The organism is Pedobacter sp. Bi126 (genome assembly GCF_918698245.1).
In the GTDB taxonomy this organism is placed as follows: domain Bacteria; phylum Bacteroidota; class Bacteroidia; order Sphingobacteriales; family Sphingobacteriaceae; genus Pedobacter.
The window spans coordinates 1,128,475-1,144,609 of sequence record NZ_CAKKMS010000001.1; the positions used below are offsets into that span (position 1 = coordinate 1,128,475).

The 16,135-nt window shown below is 40.6% G+C and carries 17 protein-coding genes; 8 read left to right on the forward strand and 9 right to left on the reverse strand.

The annotated features are described in order from the left end of the window. Window positions 1-8 precede the first annotated feature (8 nt). The gene (pepE, locus tag LQ201_RS04520) at window positions 9-704 is read left to right on the forward strand and encodes a dipeptidase PepE (protein WP_230145546.1); all 696 of its coding nucleotides are present in this window, start codon (window positions 9-11) and stop codon (window positions 702-704) included. 142 nt (window positions 705-846) lie between these two features. Here the strand turns inward: pepE and LQ201_RS04525 are convergent, their stop codons facing one another. Both LQ201_RS04525 and LQ201_RS04530 read right to left on the reverse strand, forming a co-directional pair. Beyond that, complete coding sequence (locus tag LQ201_RS04525) at window positions 847-2,118, reverse strand: sugar MFS transporter (protein WP_230145547.1); 1,272 nt, start codon at window positions 2,116-2,118, stop codon at window positions 847-849. Window positions 2,119-2,453: 335 nt separating this feature from the next. Next, a complete protein-coding gene (locus tag LQ201_RS04530; RefSeq protein ID WP_230145548.1) occupies window positions 2,454-3,332 on the reverse strand; it encodes a class I SAM-dependent methyltransferase in 879 nt (292 codons plus the stop codon). 494 nt (window positions 3,333-3,826) lie between these two features. Between LQ201_RS04530 and LQ201_RS04535 the strand changes: the two genes are divergently transcribed. Then, on the forward strand, window positions 3,827-4,576 hold the full coding sequence (locus tag LQ201_RS04535; RefSeq protein ID WP_230145549.1) for a hypothetical protein: 750 nt from the start codon (window positions 3,827-3,829) through the stop codon (window positions 4,574-4,576). On the opposite strand, the gene LQ201_RS04540 is transcribed toward LQ201_RS04535, so the two are convergent. From LQ201_RS04540 to LQ201_RS04550, 3 genes are read right to left on the reverse strand one after another with little or no spacing between them, the layout of a single operon-like run. Next, complete coding sequence (locus LQ201_RS04540) at window positions 4,573-4,998, reverse strand: hypothetical protein (RefSeq protein WP_230145550.1); 426 nt, start codon at window positions 4,996-4,998, stop codon at window positions 4,573-4,575. The genes LQ201_RS04535 and LQ201_RS04540 overlap by 4 nt on opposite strands. 30 nt (window positions 4,999-5,028) lie before the next feature. Next, on the reverse strand, window positions 5,029-5,262 hold the full coding sequence (locus LQ201_RS04545) for a hypothetical protein (protein ID WP_230145551.1): 234 nt from the start codon (window positions 5,260-5,262) through the stop codon (window positions 5,029-5,031). Window positions 5,263-5,286: 24 nt separating this feature from the next. Then, entirely contained in the window at window positions 5,287-6,993 is a 1,707-nt protein-coding gene (locus LQ201_RS04550; RefSeq protein ID WP_230145552.1) for a chloride channel protein, read from the reverse strand. A gap of 322 nt (window positions 6,994-7,315) precedes the next feature. Between LQ201_RS04550 and LQ201_RS04555 the strand changes: the two genes are divergently transcribed. The 3 genes from LQ201_RS04555 (at window position 7,316) to LQ201_RS04565 (ending at window position 9,354) form a co-directional block, all read left to right on the forward strand. Continuing rightward, complete coding sequence (locus tag LQ201_RS04555) at window positions 7,316-8,047, forward strand: Crp/Fnr family transcriptional regulator (protein WP_230145553.1); 732 nt, start codon at window positions 7,316-7,318, stop codon at window positions 8,045-8,047. Between the two features lie 474 nt (window positions 8,048-8,521). Next, a complete protein-coding gene (locus LQ201_RS04560) occupies window positions 8,522-9,121 on the forward strand; it encodes a GIN domain-containing protein (protein ID WP_230145554.1) in 600 nt (199 codons plus the stop codon). 92 nt (window positions 9,122-9,213) lie between these two features. Next, complete coding sequence (locus LQ201_RS04565; RefSeq protein WP_230145555.1) at window positions 9,214-9,354, forward strand: glycoside hydrolase family 92 protein; 141 nt, start codon at window positions 9,214-9,216, stop codon at window positions 9,352-9,354. Window positions 9,355-9,370: 16 nt separating this feature from the next. Here LQ201_RS04565 and LQ201_RS04570 read toward each other — a convergent pair whose 3' ends face one another. Continuing rightward, entirely contained in the window at window positions 9,371-9,661 is a 291-nt protein-coding gene (locus LQ201_RS04570; RefSeq protein WP_230145556.1) for a hypothetical protein, read from the reverse strand. Between the two features lie 286 nt (window positions 9,662-9,947). Between LQ201_RS04570 and LQ201_RS04575 the strand changes: the two genes are divergently transcribed. Further along, the gene (locus LQ201_RS04575; RefSeq protein WP_230145557.1) at window positions 9,948-10,457 is read left to right on the forward strand and encodes a PRC-barrel domain-containing protein; all 510 of its coding nucleotides are present in this window, start codon (window positions 9,948-9,950) and stop codon (window positions 10,455-10,457) included. 323 nt (window positions 10,458-10,780) lie between these two features. On the opposite strand, the gene LQ201_RS04580 is transcribed toward LQ201_RS04575, so the two are convergent. Further along, a complete protein-coding gene (locus tag LQ201_RS04580) occupies window positions 10,781-11,449 on the reverse strand; it encodes a hypothetical protein (protein ID WP_230145558.1) in 669 nt (222 codons plus the stop codon). A gap of 172 nt (window positions 11,450-11,621) precedes the next feature. On the opposite strand from LQ201_RS04580, the gene LQ201_RS04585 reads away from it, so the two are divergent. Beyond that, a complete protein-coding gene (locus tag LQ201_RS04585) occupies window positions 11,622-12,074 on the forward strand; it encodes a hypothetical protein (protein WP_230145559.1) in 453 nt (150 codons plus the stop codon). A gap of 47 nt (window positions 12,075-12,121) precedes the next feature. Here LQ201_RS04585 and LQ201_RS04590 read toward each other — a convergent pair whose 3' ends face one another. Together LQ201_RS04590 and LQ201_RS04595 are read right to left on the reverse strand one after the other, a co-directional pair. Then, window positions 12,122-12,901: a hypothetical protein gene (locus tag LQ201_RS04590; RefSeq protein ID WP_230145560.1), complete on the reverse strand. Its 780-nt coding sequence runs from the start codon at window positions 12,899-12,901 to the stop codon at window positions 12,122-12,124. A gap of 30 nt (window positions 12,902-12,931) precedes the next feature. Further along, a complete protein-coding gene (locus tag LQ201_RS04595) occupies window positions 12,932-13,510 on the reverse strand; it encodes a hypothetical protein (RefSeq protein WP_230145561.1) in 579 nt (192 codons plus the stop codon). Between the two features lie 254 nt (window positions 13,511-13,764). Between LQ201_RS04595 and LQ201_RS04600 the strand changes: the two genes are divergently transcribed. Further along, entirely contained in the window at window positions 13,765-16,125 is a 2,361-nt protein-coding gene (locus tag LQ201_RS04600; RefSeq protein WP_230145562.1) for a mechanosensitive ion channel family protein, read from the forward strand. Window positions 16,126-16,135 lie beyond the last annotated feature (10 nt).

Below are 16,135 nucleotides of genomic sequence, written 5' to 3' on the forward strand. Positions count from 1 at the left end.
AAAATAAAATGAATGTTATCCTGGCCTCTACTTCGACGCTGTTTGGCGGTAATTATCTGGAATACTTAAAAGATGAGCTCATTACGCTCTTTGCCGGGATAGATGAAATTATATTTATCCCTTTTGCAAGGCCGGGAGGCATTTCGCATGAAGAATATACGGCCAAAGCCCGCGATTTTTTCTCACAGCTAAATATCAGCGTTAAAGGCCTGCACGAATTTAATAACCCCATTGAGGCGATCCATACTGCCAAAGGTTTTTTTACCGGTGGAGGCAATACTTTTCTGCTGGTAAAAACACTTCATGAGCTGGGACTGATGAAACATCTAAGTGAAAACATCAAATTGGGTAAAGCTTATTTGGGCTGTAGCGCCGGAAGCAATATCGCCGGCATGAATATGAAAACCACTAATGATATGCCTATTGTGTATCCGCCCTCTTTTGATTGCATGCAACTGGTTCCTTTCAACCTTAATCCACATTACCTCGACCCAAATCCGGAGTTAAAACATAATGGAGAAACAAGGGAAGCCAGGATCATGGAATTTCTAACGCAGAATAACATAAAGGTAGTAGGGCTGCGCGAAGGCAATTGGATTAGGATACTAGGCGATGAAATCACTACACAGGGAAGTGAATATACCAGGATATTTGAGGTAGGCAAAGCCCCACACGAGCTCCCTCCAGGCAGTTCTTTGTTATAATTAATTTATTGAAACGCAATGCAGTGATCAAAAGGTAAGCCCTAAATATCTACAAGTTATGATGGATTTAACATCATAAACTTGCAGATATTGTTCTTCTAATGCATCAGGCCGGATAATCTATAAAGTCATCAACTTTTAGTTACAAAGCTACAGACCTGCTCTTTTTTCGTGAACGCAAGTATATAACCAATCCGCCGAAAGCCACAATCAATATGATAGGGATAATCAGTGTAGCCTGCAGAATTTCAGGACCCGCCAGGTTTTTGGCATTGGCAAGCGCCTGCGCTGGTGCCGAATTTTCCGGAGCTTTTAAATAATCACCTAACGAGGCACCAGCAGGTAAATGTTTAACGATCAGGTTATCATAAAAACCACCCATAAACATCGTATAAATAGAAACAGCAAACATTCCTGCACCTCCCATCAGGTTTAGACCTAATGCTCCGGATTTAGGAACATTCTCAGCGACAAAACCGATCATAGTCGGCCAGAAATAACAAACGCCTATACCAAAGATAATTGCTGCGAAAAAAATAGAATTCCCGGTAAATGTACCCAGCATGTAAAGTCCCAATGCGGCAAATATTGCTGATAAGAGCAATACGCCCTGAGGGGCAAGACGGTGAACCACAGGTTCGGCAAAACCCCGGCCAATTACCATAATTCCGGTAGTCAGCGTGAGCAATAAAATGGCATTATCGGTTACATTTTTCAGTAATAAACCTATCCATTGCCCGGTAAATAACTCAGTAATGGCCGTACCGAACATACAGATAAACATAAAGATAAACAATGGAGAAAGTACTGCTTTATACATATCTGAGCTGGAGTAACCGGATGATACCCTTTCGGTAACCGGAAAATCCAGCTTTGAAAACAGGTATCCGTAAATTAAAGTCGGAATAATCATCATGGCCACCTGTACCTTCCAGCCCAGTCCGAGTTGAACAAACAAGGTAACCAGCAAGGTGCCGATCACAATACCTCCAGGAAACCATAGGTGAAAATGATTTAAGCGGGTAGTTTTATTTTCCGGATATAAAGCGGCTACAAGGGGATTACACGCGGCCTCCACCGTGCCATTGGCAATGCCGATCAATAGCGTTGATAAAAACAGGCTCCAGTAGCCCTGAGCAAAAATGGTCAGTACAATTCCGGCCAGGTGAAAGATAAAAGCCATCACCAGCAAACGTTTCATGCCGATCATATCGACCACAAATCCTCCGACTACAATTGCCAGCGGAAATCCCCAGAAGGCAGCAGCAGTAATGGTTCCCAACTGACCGGTTGTCAATTGAAAATCGATGCCGAGCTGGTTCATGATACCGGCACGGATGCCGAAGGAAAGAGAGGTAACCAATAACGCCAGGCAGCTTGCCCAGAATAGTTTGGTATTTTGAATGTTAAGCATATGTTTACGTTTATATTTGGTTTAAAATTTGGTTATCTGCGGTTGTTCCGATGCACTTGCTACCCAGCCCTTTGCTTTTTACATGTAAGATCCTGGTCAGTACCTGCACAAAAGTATTAGTCGCAATTAGTTTTTCACTGTGCATTAGTTATTTAATGCGGTAAATTAAATATTTTTTCTAAAAAAACAATCGATTGCTTAGAAATAATAGCTGTATAGGCCGATGACATCAGTCCATAGCATACCCCGTTTCACTACGGACTTACTTGTCATTTTGCCCGGTACTGAAAAATGTTTACAATTTTTGCACTTGCTGAAAAGTCAGCAATTATTATTTATCCCATATGGACGCGTTTTTCTCCAACAGCTACGAGCATTTCACAAGGACCCAAAAAACCATCTTCTGTTTGAAATTCCTGAAGTGCAATTTCAATTTCTTCCCAAACAGCTTCTTTCTCTTGTTCTGACAAACCACTCATCATCTGATGCAAGGCACCAAACGATTCTTTTTCGAACCGCAAACACTCTTTTGCAGACTCAAACAGCAAAGGAGCCTCAACAAGTTCTGATTTTATGTTTTTGAACCCAGCTTGTGAAAATGCTTTTTCAATAACACCTTCTGTGCCTAAACTAAAAGGGCCGGGCTGGCCAGGCAACGGCGGTGGTAGCTTGGCACGGTTGCGGATTATGGATACAGGAACCGAAAAGAATTTATTTCTTTCGGGAGTAGAGTAAACAATAGCTGCCATTCTCCCGCCAGGCTTTAACACCCGCAACATTTCTTTCAGCGCTTTTTGCTGATCCGGAAAATAAATAAGTCCGACCCTGGAAATCACAGCATCAAATGTTCCATCTTCAAGCGTGAGGTTTTCACCATCCATTACTTTTGTCTCTATGTTATTTATTCCGGCCTGCTGAGCCATCTGCTTAGCAAACGCTAGAATATTGGAAGAAATATCAGTAGCTAAAACATACCCGCTAACACCTACCTTGTTAGCTGCCATGATGGATTGTTCTCCTGCCCCGGCAGCAATATCAAGTATATGTTGTCCGTTGGTAATGCCTGCCAGCGCTAGCATCTTTTCAGTCGTGTTGCCCAACCACTTATTCAAGGTGGGACTCCAGCGGTACCAGGCTTCCGCTGTTGCCTGCCATTGCCGACGGGTCATTTTTTTATACTCGACCGGGTCAAATTGAGGAATATCTGGATCCATACAATTTTAATTCTAGAAGTGAATAATGGTGCCTTGATCTGGCCTTGCCCGAAAAACGGAAAACATGGTTAATGATAATTTGAAGCAGAAGAGTTTATCAATTTAAATATACGCATTTAACGGCATTAAACTCAATTAGTTAATTGACCTAGTAAGCCCTACAAGCATTGCTCTTCCCTTTCTTTTGCAATCTGTTACTGAAGTACACCAAATCACACTTTTAGGATCTGTGATCTAGCTTCGAATGCATTTCTTTTTAGGTCCTTCAGGGTCATTCTATAAAACTGACCGTTATGTTCTCCAATTGAGCGATAAGATCAGGTGCCGGCTCTTTGCATCAGCCAGCACCTGATCTAGGAGGCATTTATTAAAATATATACTTTTCCACGACCTACATAACCCAATAAGCTTACGGTTTATTGCCTATGAATTTGATTTTCTCCGTTTCATTCTATAAATTGAGGCGGAATCTTATCCAGGCTCCATTAACCGTTATGAAAAGATATCTTTTTATTCTCTTTTTAGCAATCTCTTTCTCTGTACAGGCACAGTCTAATACCGCCAATTACAAATACATCATTGTGCCCGAGAAATTTAGTTTTCTCAAACAGATTAATCAATATGGTTTAAATACGCTAACAAAAGCTTTTTTTGAGGAGAAAGGTTTTACGGTGTATTTTGATAATTCCGAAATACCAGAAGAAATTGCAACAGATAGATGCAAGGCTCTGGTAGTAGAAGTGCAGGAAAACAATAGTATGTTCGTTACCAATCTTACCCTTTTACTTAAAGATTGTAAGGGTGCTATAGTGATAAAAAGCAAGGCAGGTAAAAGCAGAGAGAAAGAATACGAGACTTCTTACAATTTGGCATTGAAAGACGCATTTACGTCTTTTAACGATTTTAAGTATGTAGCAGGCAGTCCAACCGCGGCTACCAATCCAACACCTGCCCCGGCAAACGTAGCGGCTAAAACAATGCCTGTACCGGTTAGTCAACCAATCGTCGCGAAAACAGAACAACAAGAGGGGCTATTGTACGCCCAGCCTATAAGCAATGGCTTCCAACTGATAGACGCAACACCTAAAATTGTAATGACCTTACTCAAAACCTCTGTAGAGGACTGTTACATTTCCAGCAATGGAAACGGGAACGGCGTAGTTTTAAAAAAGAATGGAACCTGGTTCTTCGAGTACTACAAAAACAATGTGCTGGTTTCTGAAAAACTATCGATTAAATTCTAATGCCGTTTAAACAGGGAAAACAAAATGGACTTAACTATTTTTTTGAAACCCGCCACTACCTCTTCCACCGTCCAGTATTTCTGTTCTTCAGCAGATGATATCCTTATTCCTTTTAAACCGAAAGGCTTTGTGGTTATTGCCAAAACCTTAAGCCGTGTTTTATCAGGACCTTCACAGGTAATTACCTCATCTATTTCAAATTCGATATCTGATGGCCAGGGACCGGATACACCCCATGAGGCGGCACTGGAATCTTCGGGATTAAACGTAAGCGTATATCCTTTAGCTTTTAAACGCGCTATCGCCTCATCAACTTGGCTTGCCTCCATTACATTGTGAGGCTTGTTCACATGTTGACTGGATGTAAGATTAATACCATGCGTGATACTTATTTTCTTTTGATCGATTTTCACCGCTTTCATGTTTTATATTAATGATACCATACGGAAATATCAGTCCATGCGGTATTTCTTTTGGTGCCATGTGGCAATATTGAAAATTCCGCCCAGGGCAATCAGAAGCCCGCCACAGAATTCTGGCCAGGCAAATGAACGGATCCCATTGATATTAATGGTCCAGGGGTGAGAATCCACGGGATTTACCGAATTGAGATGTCCGGTGGTAGAGAAAGCGACAACCAGCACGATTATACCAGCAATCATCATACAATAACTTGCATTTTTCATAACATTGATTTTTAATAAATATGTTTAAAGCCTTCTGTCAGCCATTATCCTTTTGCCCCTAACAATGATTTTTTTCGCTTGCCTGTCCAGCGAGAGATTCCTGCCGACCGTACTTTCCTTTTCGTGATTTACGTGATAAGCCTTAACCACGTCCTTATAGCTGAGCAGTCCTGCAAAAGCGTTTTCAGCCTTACTGCTAAACACCATCAGAAAATCGTTCCCGTTTTGAGACATCAGTTCCACTACCTTTTTTAAGTAGTCGTTAGTTCTAACCCGGCCATTTACCGGCTTGGTAATTGCCGTGATTTCTTTTGCCGTATCTAGTGAAGGCAAGAAAAGATCCAGCATAGAAACCGTTCCCAGGCAATCCCCCTTAGGCTCTTTAACCGCATACTGGTTTTCCCCTGGAGGATTTTTCACAAAATATTCTCTTACCTCAGCAATGGTATTGTAAGGACTGATAAAGACCTGATCACGGTCCATTACCTCTGAAACCCGTAGTTTTAACAATAGGTCAGGTTCGTAACTATCGGGTGTATGTACCCCCCTGCGCGCAATTTTTTCTGTCATGATGGTGTTTTTCATAAAAAATACAGAAATGAGATATGCTCCTGAGCAGGCACCCAGAAGGGGAAGCAGTCCATAAATCTGATGAGTAGATTCGAGCGCAAAAAGGATACTGGTAAGATAGGCCCTCGAAGCTCCTGCAAACATAGCAGACATTCCTACCAGTGCCGACATTGGTATACTGATATCCAGCCCCGGAAAAAAGGAATGCAATAGATATCCCAATGTAGCACCGCTGGCTCCGCCAATGGTCATCAATGGTGCCAATGTTCCTCCCGAGGTTCCACTGCCCAGGGCAATGGCCCAGGATATAAATTTAAAGATGCATAAGGAAAGGATTACCGAAATGGAAAGTTGTCCGCTTAAAAGCGAAATAATATTATCGTATCCTACTCCGAGGGTGCGGGGTGCGAAATAACCGACAATACCAACCGCTAGTCCGCCCATTGCCGGCCACCACATCCAGTGAACTGGAAGTTTCTCAAAAGCATCCTCAATAAAATACACAATCTTGGTTAGCGCGAGTGATGCAAAACCGACAAGTATACCGATGAGACTATATATGCCAAGGGCTGCATTTGAGGGAGCCGAAAGTGTTGGCATCGGAAAAACCGGCCCCTGCTCAAAAAGAAGATGATGCCCCGCAGCACCAGTAATACAGGCCAGTGCTACTGGAATAATCGATTTGGGAGAAAACTCAAACAGTAAAAGCTCAATGGCCAAAAAAACCGCTGCCAAAGGTGTACCGAATATCGCAGACATCCCCGCTGTTGCCCCTGCAGCAAGGATGATTTTGCGTTCATTGGAACTTACGGTGAATAGCTGCCCAAGGGTTGAGCCCAGTGCACCGCCTGTTGCAATAATGGGTCCTTCTGCCCCAAAAGGACCGCCGGTACCTATTGCAATCGCTGAAGAAACGGGTTTTAAAATTGCTATTGAAGGTTTGATCCTGCTCTGATTGGTTAACACCTGCTCCATTGCCTCCGGAATCCCATGCCCCCTGATCGCTTTGGAACCATAAAGCGCCATCAGTCCAACGATAACACCGCCGATTATAGGAATAACAATTACCACTAAACCTAGATGATTATCTGCAGGGCTGCGGAAACCAAATTCGAACTGCTGATAGAAAGAAATGTTTGTTACCAGATTGATCAGAGACACGAGAACCTTTGCTATGAGGGAAATCCCTATAGCAACTCCTACCGACAACGTAGAAATAAATAAAAGACGCTTCTTCGAACTTTTTTCTTTGTTCCTTCCTAATTTAAATTTACCGAAAACACCCAGCGCCGGCGCTATTGGTATTACATTTTTTGTGCTCCTCATTTTCCTTTTAGAATGCAGCAAAAGTAGAAATAAAAAACAATAAATAAAACATAATATATATTTTAAACAATACAATATAATTAAAAAAAGCAAATTAATAAACAATTAATATATTATAAACAATATTTAACTACAAAACATGGTAATTAAATATTAGTTGTATTTTTGCGCCAAGCAAGACTATCCGATGAAAGAATGCAACAATGTGTGTGATGTAAAAAGCTGCTATCTGTGCAGCCGTGTAATGGTAGATTGGCTACCTGCTGTTTCTCAGAAGAAGAAAAATTTTCAGTTAAAAAAGGGCGAACAGTTGTTCACTGAAACCGAACCTGTTGGCGGTATATTTTTCGTCTTTTCAGGAACAATCAAAGTTCATAAAAAGTGGGACAATGAAAAGGAACTCATTATAAGATTTGCAAGGCCAGGAGATGTTATCGGCCATCTTGGTCTGGGAAAAAATCCCATCTACCCCGTTTCTGCAACTGCACTTGAACAGGCAACCGTATGCTTTATCGACCTGGAATTCTTTAGATCTAGCTTAAAGGTAAATCCCGACCTTACTTATCAACTAATGGACTTTTTCGCTTCCGAGCTTCAGGAATCCCATGAACGGATGCGCAATCTGGCGCATATGTCGGTAAAAGGCAGGGTTTCTAATGCGCTTCTTTCCTTACAATCTCAATTCGGCGTTGATAACAATGGTGCAATAAACCTCGATATATCCCGTCAGGATATTGCTTCTTATTCAGGAACCACCTACGAAACGCTTTTTAAAATCTTCACAGAGTTCATAAATGCGGGAAAGATCAGTGCCCAGGGAAAAAGAATCGAAATATTAGACGCTTCATACCTACGGGAAATCGTGTTGGATGACAACAAAAAAAATTGACTCTCAAAACAGTCTTCCATTGACAGACTCCAGTAGAGTAGTCGTCTTTCCCGCGCAGGCGGGAATCTTAAAGCGCTTGCATTACGATTATTCATAAGTTTTCCTTTTATTCAAAGGCATTCATGAACACTCCGTGGTTCCCAATCAAGTCGTTCCAAAGGAACTCCCTTGGAGGGAATGACGAACCGCCAAACCCCATCATCTAGCTACTTTATTTTTGGCTAAATACTAACTTCTATCATTGAGAAATTCTGAAATCGTCGTCATCTCCAGCCGCAGTAATGTGTAGCGGAGACGGCGACTCATTTTCATTCCTAAAACGAACTCTTTTTCGCCCGATTTTTAAACCCGTTCGTCGAGAATTAAGCTGTGTTGGTATAATTGAGGGTTTTCTGCTGCAACGTTTCGGCCATGGTGGCGTCTTATCTACAAAACAATCACAAAATATTAATTTGAAATATAAATAACAGCATTATGAAAACCTCAATCAAAACCCTAACAAAATCAGTATTAGCAGCTATCGTTTTAACCTCTGCTATTTTCTCAACAAGTGTAATGGCAGGCGAAAAACAGCCAATCAAAATGTCGGCACCTAAAAACATCAGCCAGGTTATTGTAAGCGGAAATGTAGAAATTACGTTGATACAAGGAGAAAAAGAAAGTGTGAGCTACAATGATGATAACACTGGTAAAGTAAAAGTGATCCAAGACGGACATGCATTAAAAATCAGTTCAGCAGATAGAAATACGGCTAAGATTACAATTTATGTAAAAAATATTTATAGAGTACAAGCTTCTGAAAATGCCGTAGTAAAAACAGCGGGCAAATTGGATACCAAATATCTTCAGTTATTCTTAAAAGGAAATGCAGTTGCAGAAATCGATTCAGATACTGAAAGTTTATATACCGTAATTGAAGGCCGTGCAGATTTAAAATTAAGCGGTGCTACAGCAGAACATATCTTAGTAATGGGAAGCACACCAAAATTGAATCTAGATAGATTTGCAGCATTGAAAACACAAATGAGCTCACCAGTAACCGGTACAGAACAAACTGCTTCATTAGCAAAATAATAAGTAAAATTTAACATTCGAAGAGCGATGAAATCTATTCATCGCTCTTTTTTGTTTATACACCACTTAAGCTTAAGCCGTAACCCATTTTTTTGACACCAGGCATTGTAGCTTACGACGAAAACAATGGCTGGCTTTACCGATGGGATGTGCTGCAAAACCTGGGCGATTTGGTAAATATGATTGGCGGCAAATCTTCCAGCATACCATTAATTATTACTGGAGCTAAATGATAGGGATTTATACCCGTCATGATAAAAAACGCTGTACCAATTCTTCCCACTCCTGGTCTAATGTTAATTGCGACCTTTTCTCTCCGGCTTTTGCATACCAATAATCGGCATTCCAAATATCACCTTCTTTGCGGTGAAGGTAGGCGTGGATACGGGCAGAGGCAACATCCCCTAAATGGTCTACCTGGTTATGGGCCGTATGCCAGTCTCCTTTTGCATCATACCAGAGTGCGCACAATTGAACTGACATGTTACGATCAGGCCTATCTTCTTTTAATGACATTTTAAATTCAGCTATATTCTTCATTAACTTCTGATTCTGTTTTAACGATTATACAAAATAATCGTTAAAACAGCATGATCGCCGCCTGATAAAAAAAATATTTCGATTAATATTTTTGTAACTCTCCAAATCTTTTAATGTTAACGCAAAACACTAGATCACAAATATTTACCATTAATTATCCCCCTTTATGGTATTTGTTTTAGCCGCCCAATTTTTGTACCCAGGCGTCATAGCATAAAAACCATCTTCTAAAAAACTTGTTGTAAAAATGGGCCTCGTTATTAATGGCCCCTTTAAAAAAGCAATTATGGATTCAGGAACTATTGTATACAGCAATTTAGAAGAACTCTCAAAAAGTAGTTATCAATTAACAGACGGCGAGGCAAACATTAAAGGTTGGCCGGTAAGAAATGAAGCTGGCGATTCGGTTGGAAAGGTGCGCGACCTCCTATTTGATCCCGAGCAAAATGCAATACGCTACGTTATTGTAGAGCTTGTCGATATGGGCGAAGATTTGGAGGAAAAGGCTGTGCTGATACCCATCGGGCTCGCAAATTTAGGCAAAGATAAAAAAGAAGTTATTTTACCCGATATCCACCAGGATCAGTTCAGGGCAATGCCGAGATATATTATTGGTGAGGTTACCCCTGAATTGGAGAACCAGATCCGCAGCGTAATTGGAAGTCCGGCGGCGTTACGGATGGAAGATGAAATTGTAGAGATTGATCGTGCAAACTTTTATCGTCACCATCATTTCGATAAGAATAGTTTTCCGGAACACAATCCCCGCAATCAGGATTCCGACCCGTTAATTTAATGGATATGTTAAATTTATAAATGATGCCATGCATCGCTGGTATAGTTTATATTCAAAAAAACGAGTTGTATCATAAAGGCGATTTCACCTCATGATGTTATGTTGTCCAAATGACTCCGAAGGAGAGCTTATCGAAACACCTTAAGCCCTTTCAACAAGCTACCATTGACAGACTCCAATGGAATGATCGTCATCTCGACCGAAGCACTGCGGAGTGTTCCAAAGGAACTCCTTTGGAGGAGAGATCTTTGAACCATGTTATTGAAATCAAATTTAAAGATCTCTTCCCGAATCTTCGGGATCGAGATGACGATACTTTCGAATCAATTAAATATTTGGCCTTCGCGATAATCGTGGCTTATACTTTCCAGCTTACCTGCCTTGAAATGAAGAGTTACTGTTGAAGATCCGCTGATGCTTGCATTTACAAATTCTGAAAAACCAAACTGCCAGTCATCATGATTGTTCATATCCGGATCGTACGGTTTGTTCAATGGTTTATCGGAAAGTACAAATCCATAAGCTGCATAGGCTGGTATCTGATGGATTTTGATCAGCTTTGCTGTTAAACCTGAAACAGGGTCATCAACTTTTATTGCGGTATCATCAGCTACATTTTCTGGCCATTTGCTTACTGGTGTGCTGAGGCCACCGCCTGTGGCAATCTGCTGCACTTTATCTCCGCTAAAAAGCAGCACTACACGGTCTAAAGTTCCGGTATTGTTATAAATAGTGAGCGCATAATAATAAGGAAGAAGTTGGCCCAGGCCTTCTGGCGAACTGTAAGGCTTGTGTCCGAAAATTGCCACATGCTGAAAGTCGAGGCTTGGTCCTGCCTTTTGCAGTTGGCTGTACACTTCAGCATGTGAACTGCCGATCTTTATTCCCCATTTTTCGCCCTTTGTTATGGTTTCAGAATAATTTCCCTGTTTCTCCTTTTTACATCCGGCGATGCAAAATAATACGAGCAAAATAGGTAGGATTTTTTTCATCAATGCTTAGTGTTAATTTAAAGCATAAACGTAAATATAGCCTTACTTGCTACAAGCTGAGGTAAATAACTTAATGTGCCAATTCAGCTCAAACTACAAATAGCCGGGCTAAGTATATTCGATTTGCGAATTCCTTTTGGTTTATTTAACTTCAATCATCTAAAGGCCAGGCATGAAACGCATTTTATTTCTGTTATGTATCATAATCAATATATCGGGTTGCAAAAAAGACACCGATCATACCACGAATGAAACCCTGAATGGCAAATGGTCGACAGGTGGGTATGACCTCGAGCTTTACAACTCTTCTGGAATCAAAGTTAGCCATATCGTGGCAGATGCCGTAAAATCGTACTGGACATTCGATGATAAACAGGTAAAATTCTCTACTGATGTTCATACATCGGTAAAGTTTTCAGACTATATTTTGAGACGAAATGCAGATAACCGTATCCTCACTTTCAGCAATCCTAATTTTGCCGCACAGACCATCTGGAACATTGTAGCACAGACTGATCAGTATATTCGGATTAGTGCTGAGGTAACGGATAAACAATCGCTTATTTATGGAACTAACCAAATTTCTGCAAGAGGCGTGATGAATATCTACCTCACAAAGGAATAAATCTGATCATCTCCAGTCTGGTTAAACGATGAGCAATATTTGGTTGCTTATTCAGAGAAAACCGTTGTCGGATCCAATTCTTTAAAAAAATAAAGTGGATGTTGTGGCAAAGTACCATGGCTAACTGTAGCAGGCATATCCTCTTTCATGGTATTAATATCTTCAACAGTTACCTTTCGGTTTAAAACATCATAGGTTGCCCTGGTTTGCTGTCCTGCACCCGCATTAAACGTTTCCATATAAGTAAAAACAAGTTCGTTATCTATAAAGCGGTACCTGGTTTCGCGGTTACCTACCGGACCGCTACCGTAAGTTGATATAATTAAATTTCTTTTTTGATCTATGCTGATGTCTTCGCTGTCATATTGCTGGTAATCGCCATTAATATAGGCAGCGCCAATGGCCAGCAGGGAGCTGGCGTATAAACGGTACCCACCTTCCGGCTGTTTCAACAAAATTAAGGTCGGGCGCAAATCTGTACTGTCTGTCTTATTCTGGAGCACTAAAACTACATCTTCCAGTTCGTCATTATTTAAAAGGCCTTTGGTATCCATTGCAATTTTATACAATCCGGGCACAAAATCTTCAATAGTGTTTCCGTATAGTGGAAATTCGATCTGCGCCGCTTCCTTCGGGCTTTCTTTTTTAGGGTTAAGGGTTACTTCGTGTGTATCGGATATAACTTCAGCAACACGATCGGGGCTGCGGGTTGCTTCATGCTGAGGTTTCATGCCTGCGCCAAACCAATGCAGTTTATACATCAACGCAATGGCTACCAACATCATGCACGCTAAAACCCCGAAGATAATTTTATGCTGTTTCTTCATCGATTGTTTATGGTTAATCTCCTGCAGTTTTTATTTATCTTTTAGCTGGTAACTGTTGTAAATGGCTACACACTTCGCCTCGTAGCTAAAATTAATATCATCGCCAAAGGTTTGCAGATACGTTTTCGGGAACACCATTGTGCCTGTGATGAGGGGCAATTTAACAATCTTATTGTTGCGCACCACATTAAAATGTGCACTGTATTTGTTCGTCAACAGATCTACACTCGAGTTACCTCCGTTTTCACCCGAGTATGTGCCATTTAACTCGTAGTCTGTTCTTTTCATTTTTACCAGCCGCATCTTTTTAGCTGTTTTATTGTATTCAAACACGCTTATAAAGCCCGATCGCCCGTAATCGTTCCAAAACTTGAAACCTTTTTTTGTAGCCACCAGCATATTGCCAAAATTAAGACGTGTGATGGTCTTGCTCACTATTTTCTTATACTGCTGCGTAGACAAACTGCATTCCAGCGTGCGCATATCGCTATTGACGGAAATGGTATCTTTTTTCAAGTCGAAATCAAAATCTTTCACAATCCGCCGTGTGGCCTGTGCAGTTACCGAAATGGAAAAGCCTGATAAAAACAAAGCAAAAATGTATCTCATTAAAAATTTATTCACGATAGGTCATTTAAATGCTTTTAAGCTTGTAAATAGCAAATGCTGAATTGAAATTATTTAATTTTATTGAACAACAGTATAAAATTTCATTAAATTCTCTCTGGCATTAATGCGCTCGCATTTTTTAAGGTTTATTGTAAATGAAATAGCCAAAACCACCGGCTGTAAAATCAATCCTAATCCCTATTTTTGAAACCTATATTCCCATAAAGGATAATATTCAATACTGCTTAAGCTCAATGATAACACAAAATTCTTTTAACCCAGCCATCCGGAACTTAATATCTTTATTCCTTATCCTATTTTTTTCTGGCCATGTGTTTGCGCAGAAAGATAAGCCTGTAGATAAGGGGCAGGATGTATCTATTCTTTCGGATTCTGCTACATTGACCAAAGGCGATTATCTTGCGCACCTGGAAAAAGTATTTGAAACCGTAAACAAAGTTCCGGTTACCGTTGGCTCATTTAAGAAACTTAAGCCTATAGAAGCACATTTAACACAGGATGAAGCTGCACTGGCATTGCTTAAAAGCAGGTTAACGCAAAGCGACAGATCCCCTAACCTGCAAAACCTGCAGATGGATCAAACCCTGCTGGAAGAACTACAGAGCAATAATAAAGATTGTTTGTCAGACCTTGATGAATATGAAAAGGAGTTGCGGGCTTTAAAAACAGAAATTCTTAACCTGCGTAAAGATACCGTACTGATTAAAGTATTTACGGTACCTGCCATACAGGTTATGTTTAAAGAGCAGTTTGCAGAATTAAAGAAGAAACGTATAGTGATGGATAGTCTACTAAAAACGACTACTTTATCCATCAACAACCTGCAGGCCAGAACCTCTTCCAACCTCATCAATATTAAAGAGTTGATGTACCTTACCGATAGTCAGCTCGATGCCGTAAGCATTAAAGCTTTTGGTAAAGAGCGCCGTTACTTGTGGGAAACGGTAAACAGACGGGCCAATAAAAGCATGGGCTTCCGAAGGTTTATTAAAGGAGAACAAGAAATATCGGGCTATTATTTTGTGTACACCAGAAACAGTAGATTGTTATTACTTTTTACTTGTACCATATTCTTCTTTTGGGTATTTTTCAATTTTAGAAGTGTAAAACAGCGGGGCCGTTTAGAAACCCTTGATGGTTTTTCACTGGTCAGTCCGCAGCCTTATTTAATTACTTTTATCATGCTGTTTGCATTGGCTCCTATATTCGATCTGAGGGCGCCTGCACTTTACATAGAAGCTGTAGAGATTATACTGGCCATTGTGCTTACTGTATTTTTCCGTAAAAAGCTAGACTCAAAGTTATTTTACTATTGGTGCATATTTGTAGTACTTCTTCTTGCTCCTGTTTTCTTACGCCTTTTGGGTATGCCACCAAGGTACCAGCGTTGGCTGCTGCTGTTTTTAACCACCAGCTCCGTTGCCTATGGCGTTATGGTATGGAAAATGCTCGATGAGAAAACCAAAAGATACAGAATGATCCTCACCACGGGATTTATTTACGTTGGCTTTGCCATCATTGCCACCTTTTGTAATCTATTTGGCCGCTTTACCCTTACGCAGATTTTTTATTCTACCGGGGTAAGCTCGCTTTTAAATGCCATATCGCTAACCATCCTGGCCAAAGTATTGGTAGAGGCCTTTTTGTTACAGATGAAAAGCAGCAGGATCCGTAAAGGATTTCCTGAGTATTTTGATTGGCAGCCTGTAATTACCGGACTTAAAAGGCTAACCGGCATTGGTGCTACCATTATCTGGTTTATAATATTTACCACCAACCTGAATATTTTTAATGGACTATACGAATCGGTAATGGAAATCCTCACCCAAAAAAGAACCATAGGCAACTTCTCTTTTACCTTTGGCGGCATCGTATTGTTTTTGGGCATTATCTGGGTTGCCAACTTTTTGCAGAAATACATTGCTTATTTCTTTGGCGATACGGGCGACGACAGTTTTGATGATAACAAAGGAGAGCGTTCGAAATTACTCGTAACCCGTTTGGTATTATTAATTGGCGGCTTTTTAATCGCTGTTGCAGCCTCCGGACTGCCAATTGATAAAATCACAGTTATTCTTGGTGCATTGGGTGTTGGAATTGGGTTGGGCTTACAGAATATTGTAAGCAATTTTGTATCGGGGATTATCCTTATTTTTGATAAAACCATCCGAATTGGCGACATTGTAGAGCTGAGCAATAAAAAAGGAAGAGTAAAGGAAATCGGCGTACGCTCCAGTACCTTACTTAGCGACGAAGGCGCCGAAATTATTATCCCTAACGGTTCTATTTTATCGAACAACATCATCAACTGGACGCTGAGTAACAACCAGATGCGGATAGATATCTCTTTATTGATTGCAAAGCCTTTTAATTCTACTGAAGTGGTAAACCTGATCAGGGAAATTATTGTAGAGAACAGCAATGTTTTTATCAGCAAAGAACCTATTATTATGATCAGCCCCGTGAGTAAGCTGAACAGTACCATCAATATTTATTTCTGGTGCAAGGATATTTCTAAAGCCGACTTAACCAGAAGTATGATCAATGCACAGATATTTGAGGCATTTGAACAGAAGAACATCGAAATTTTATAATTGCAGATAA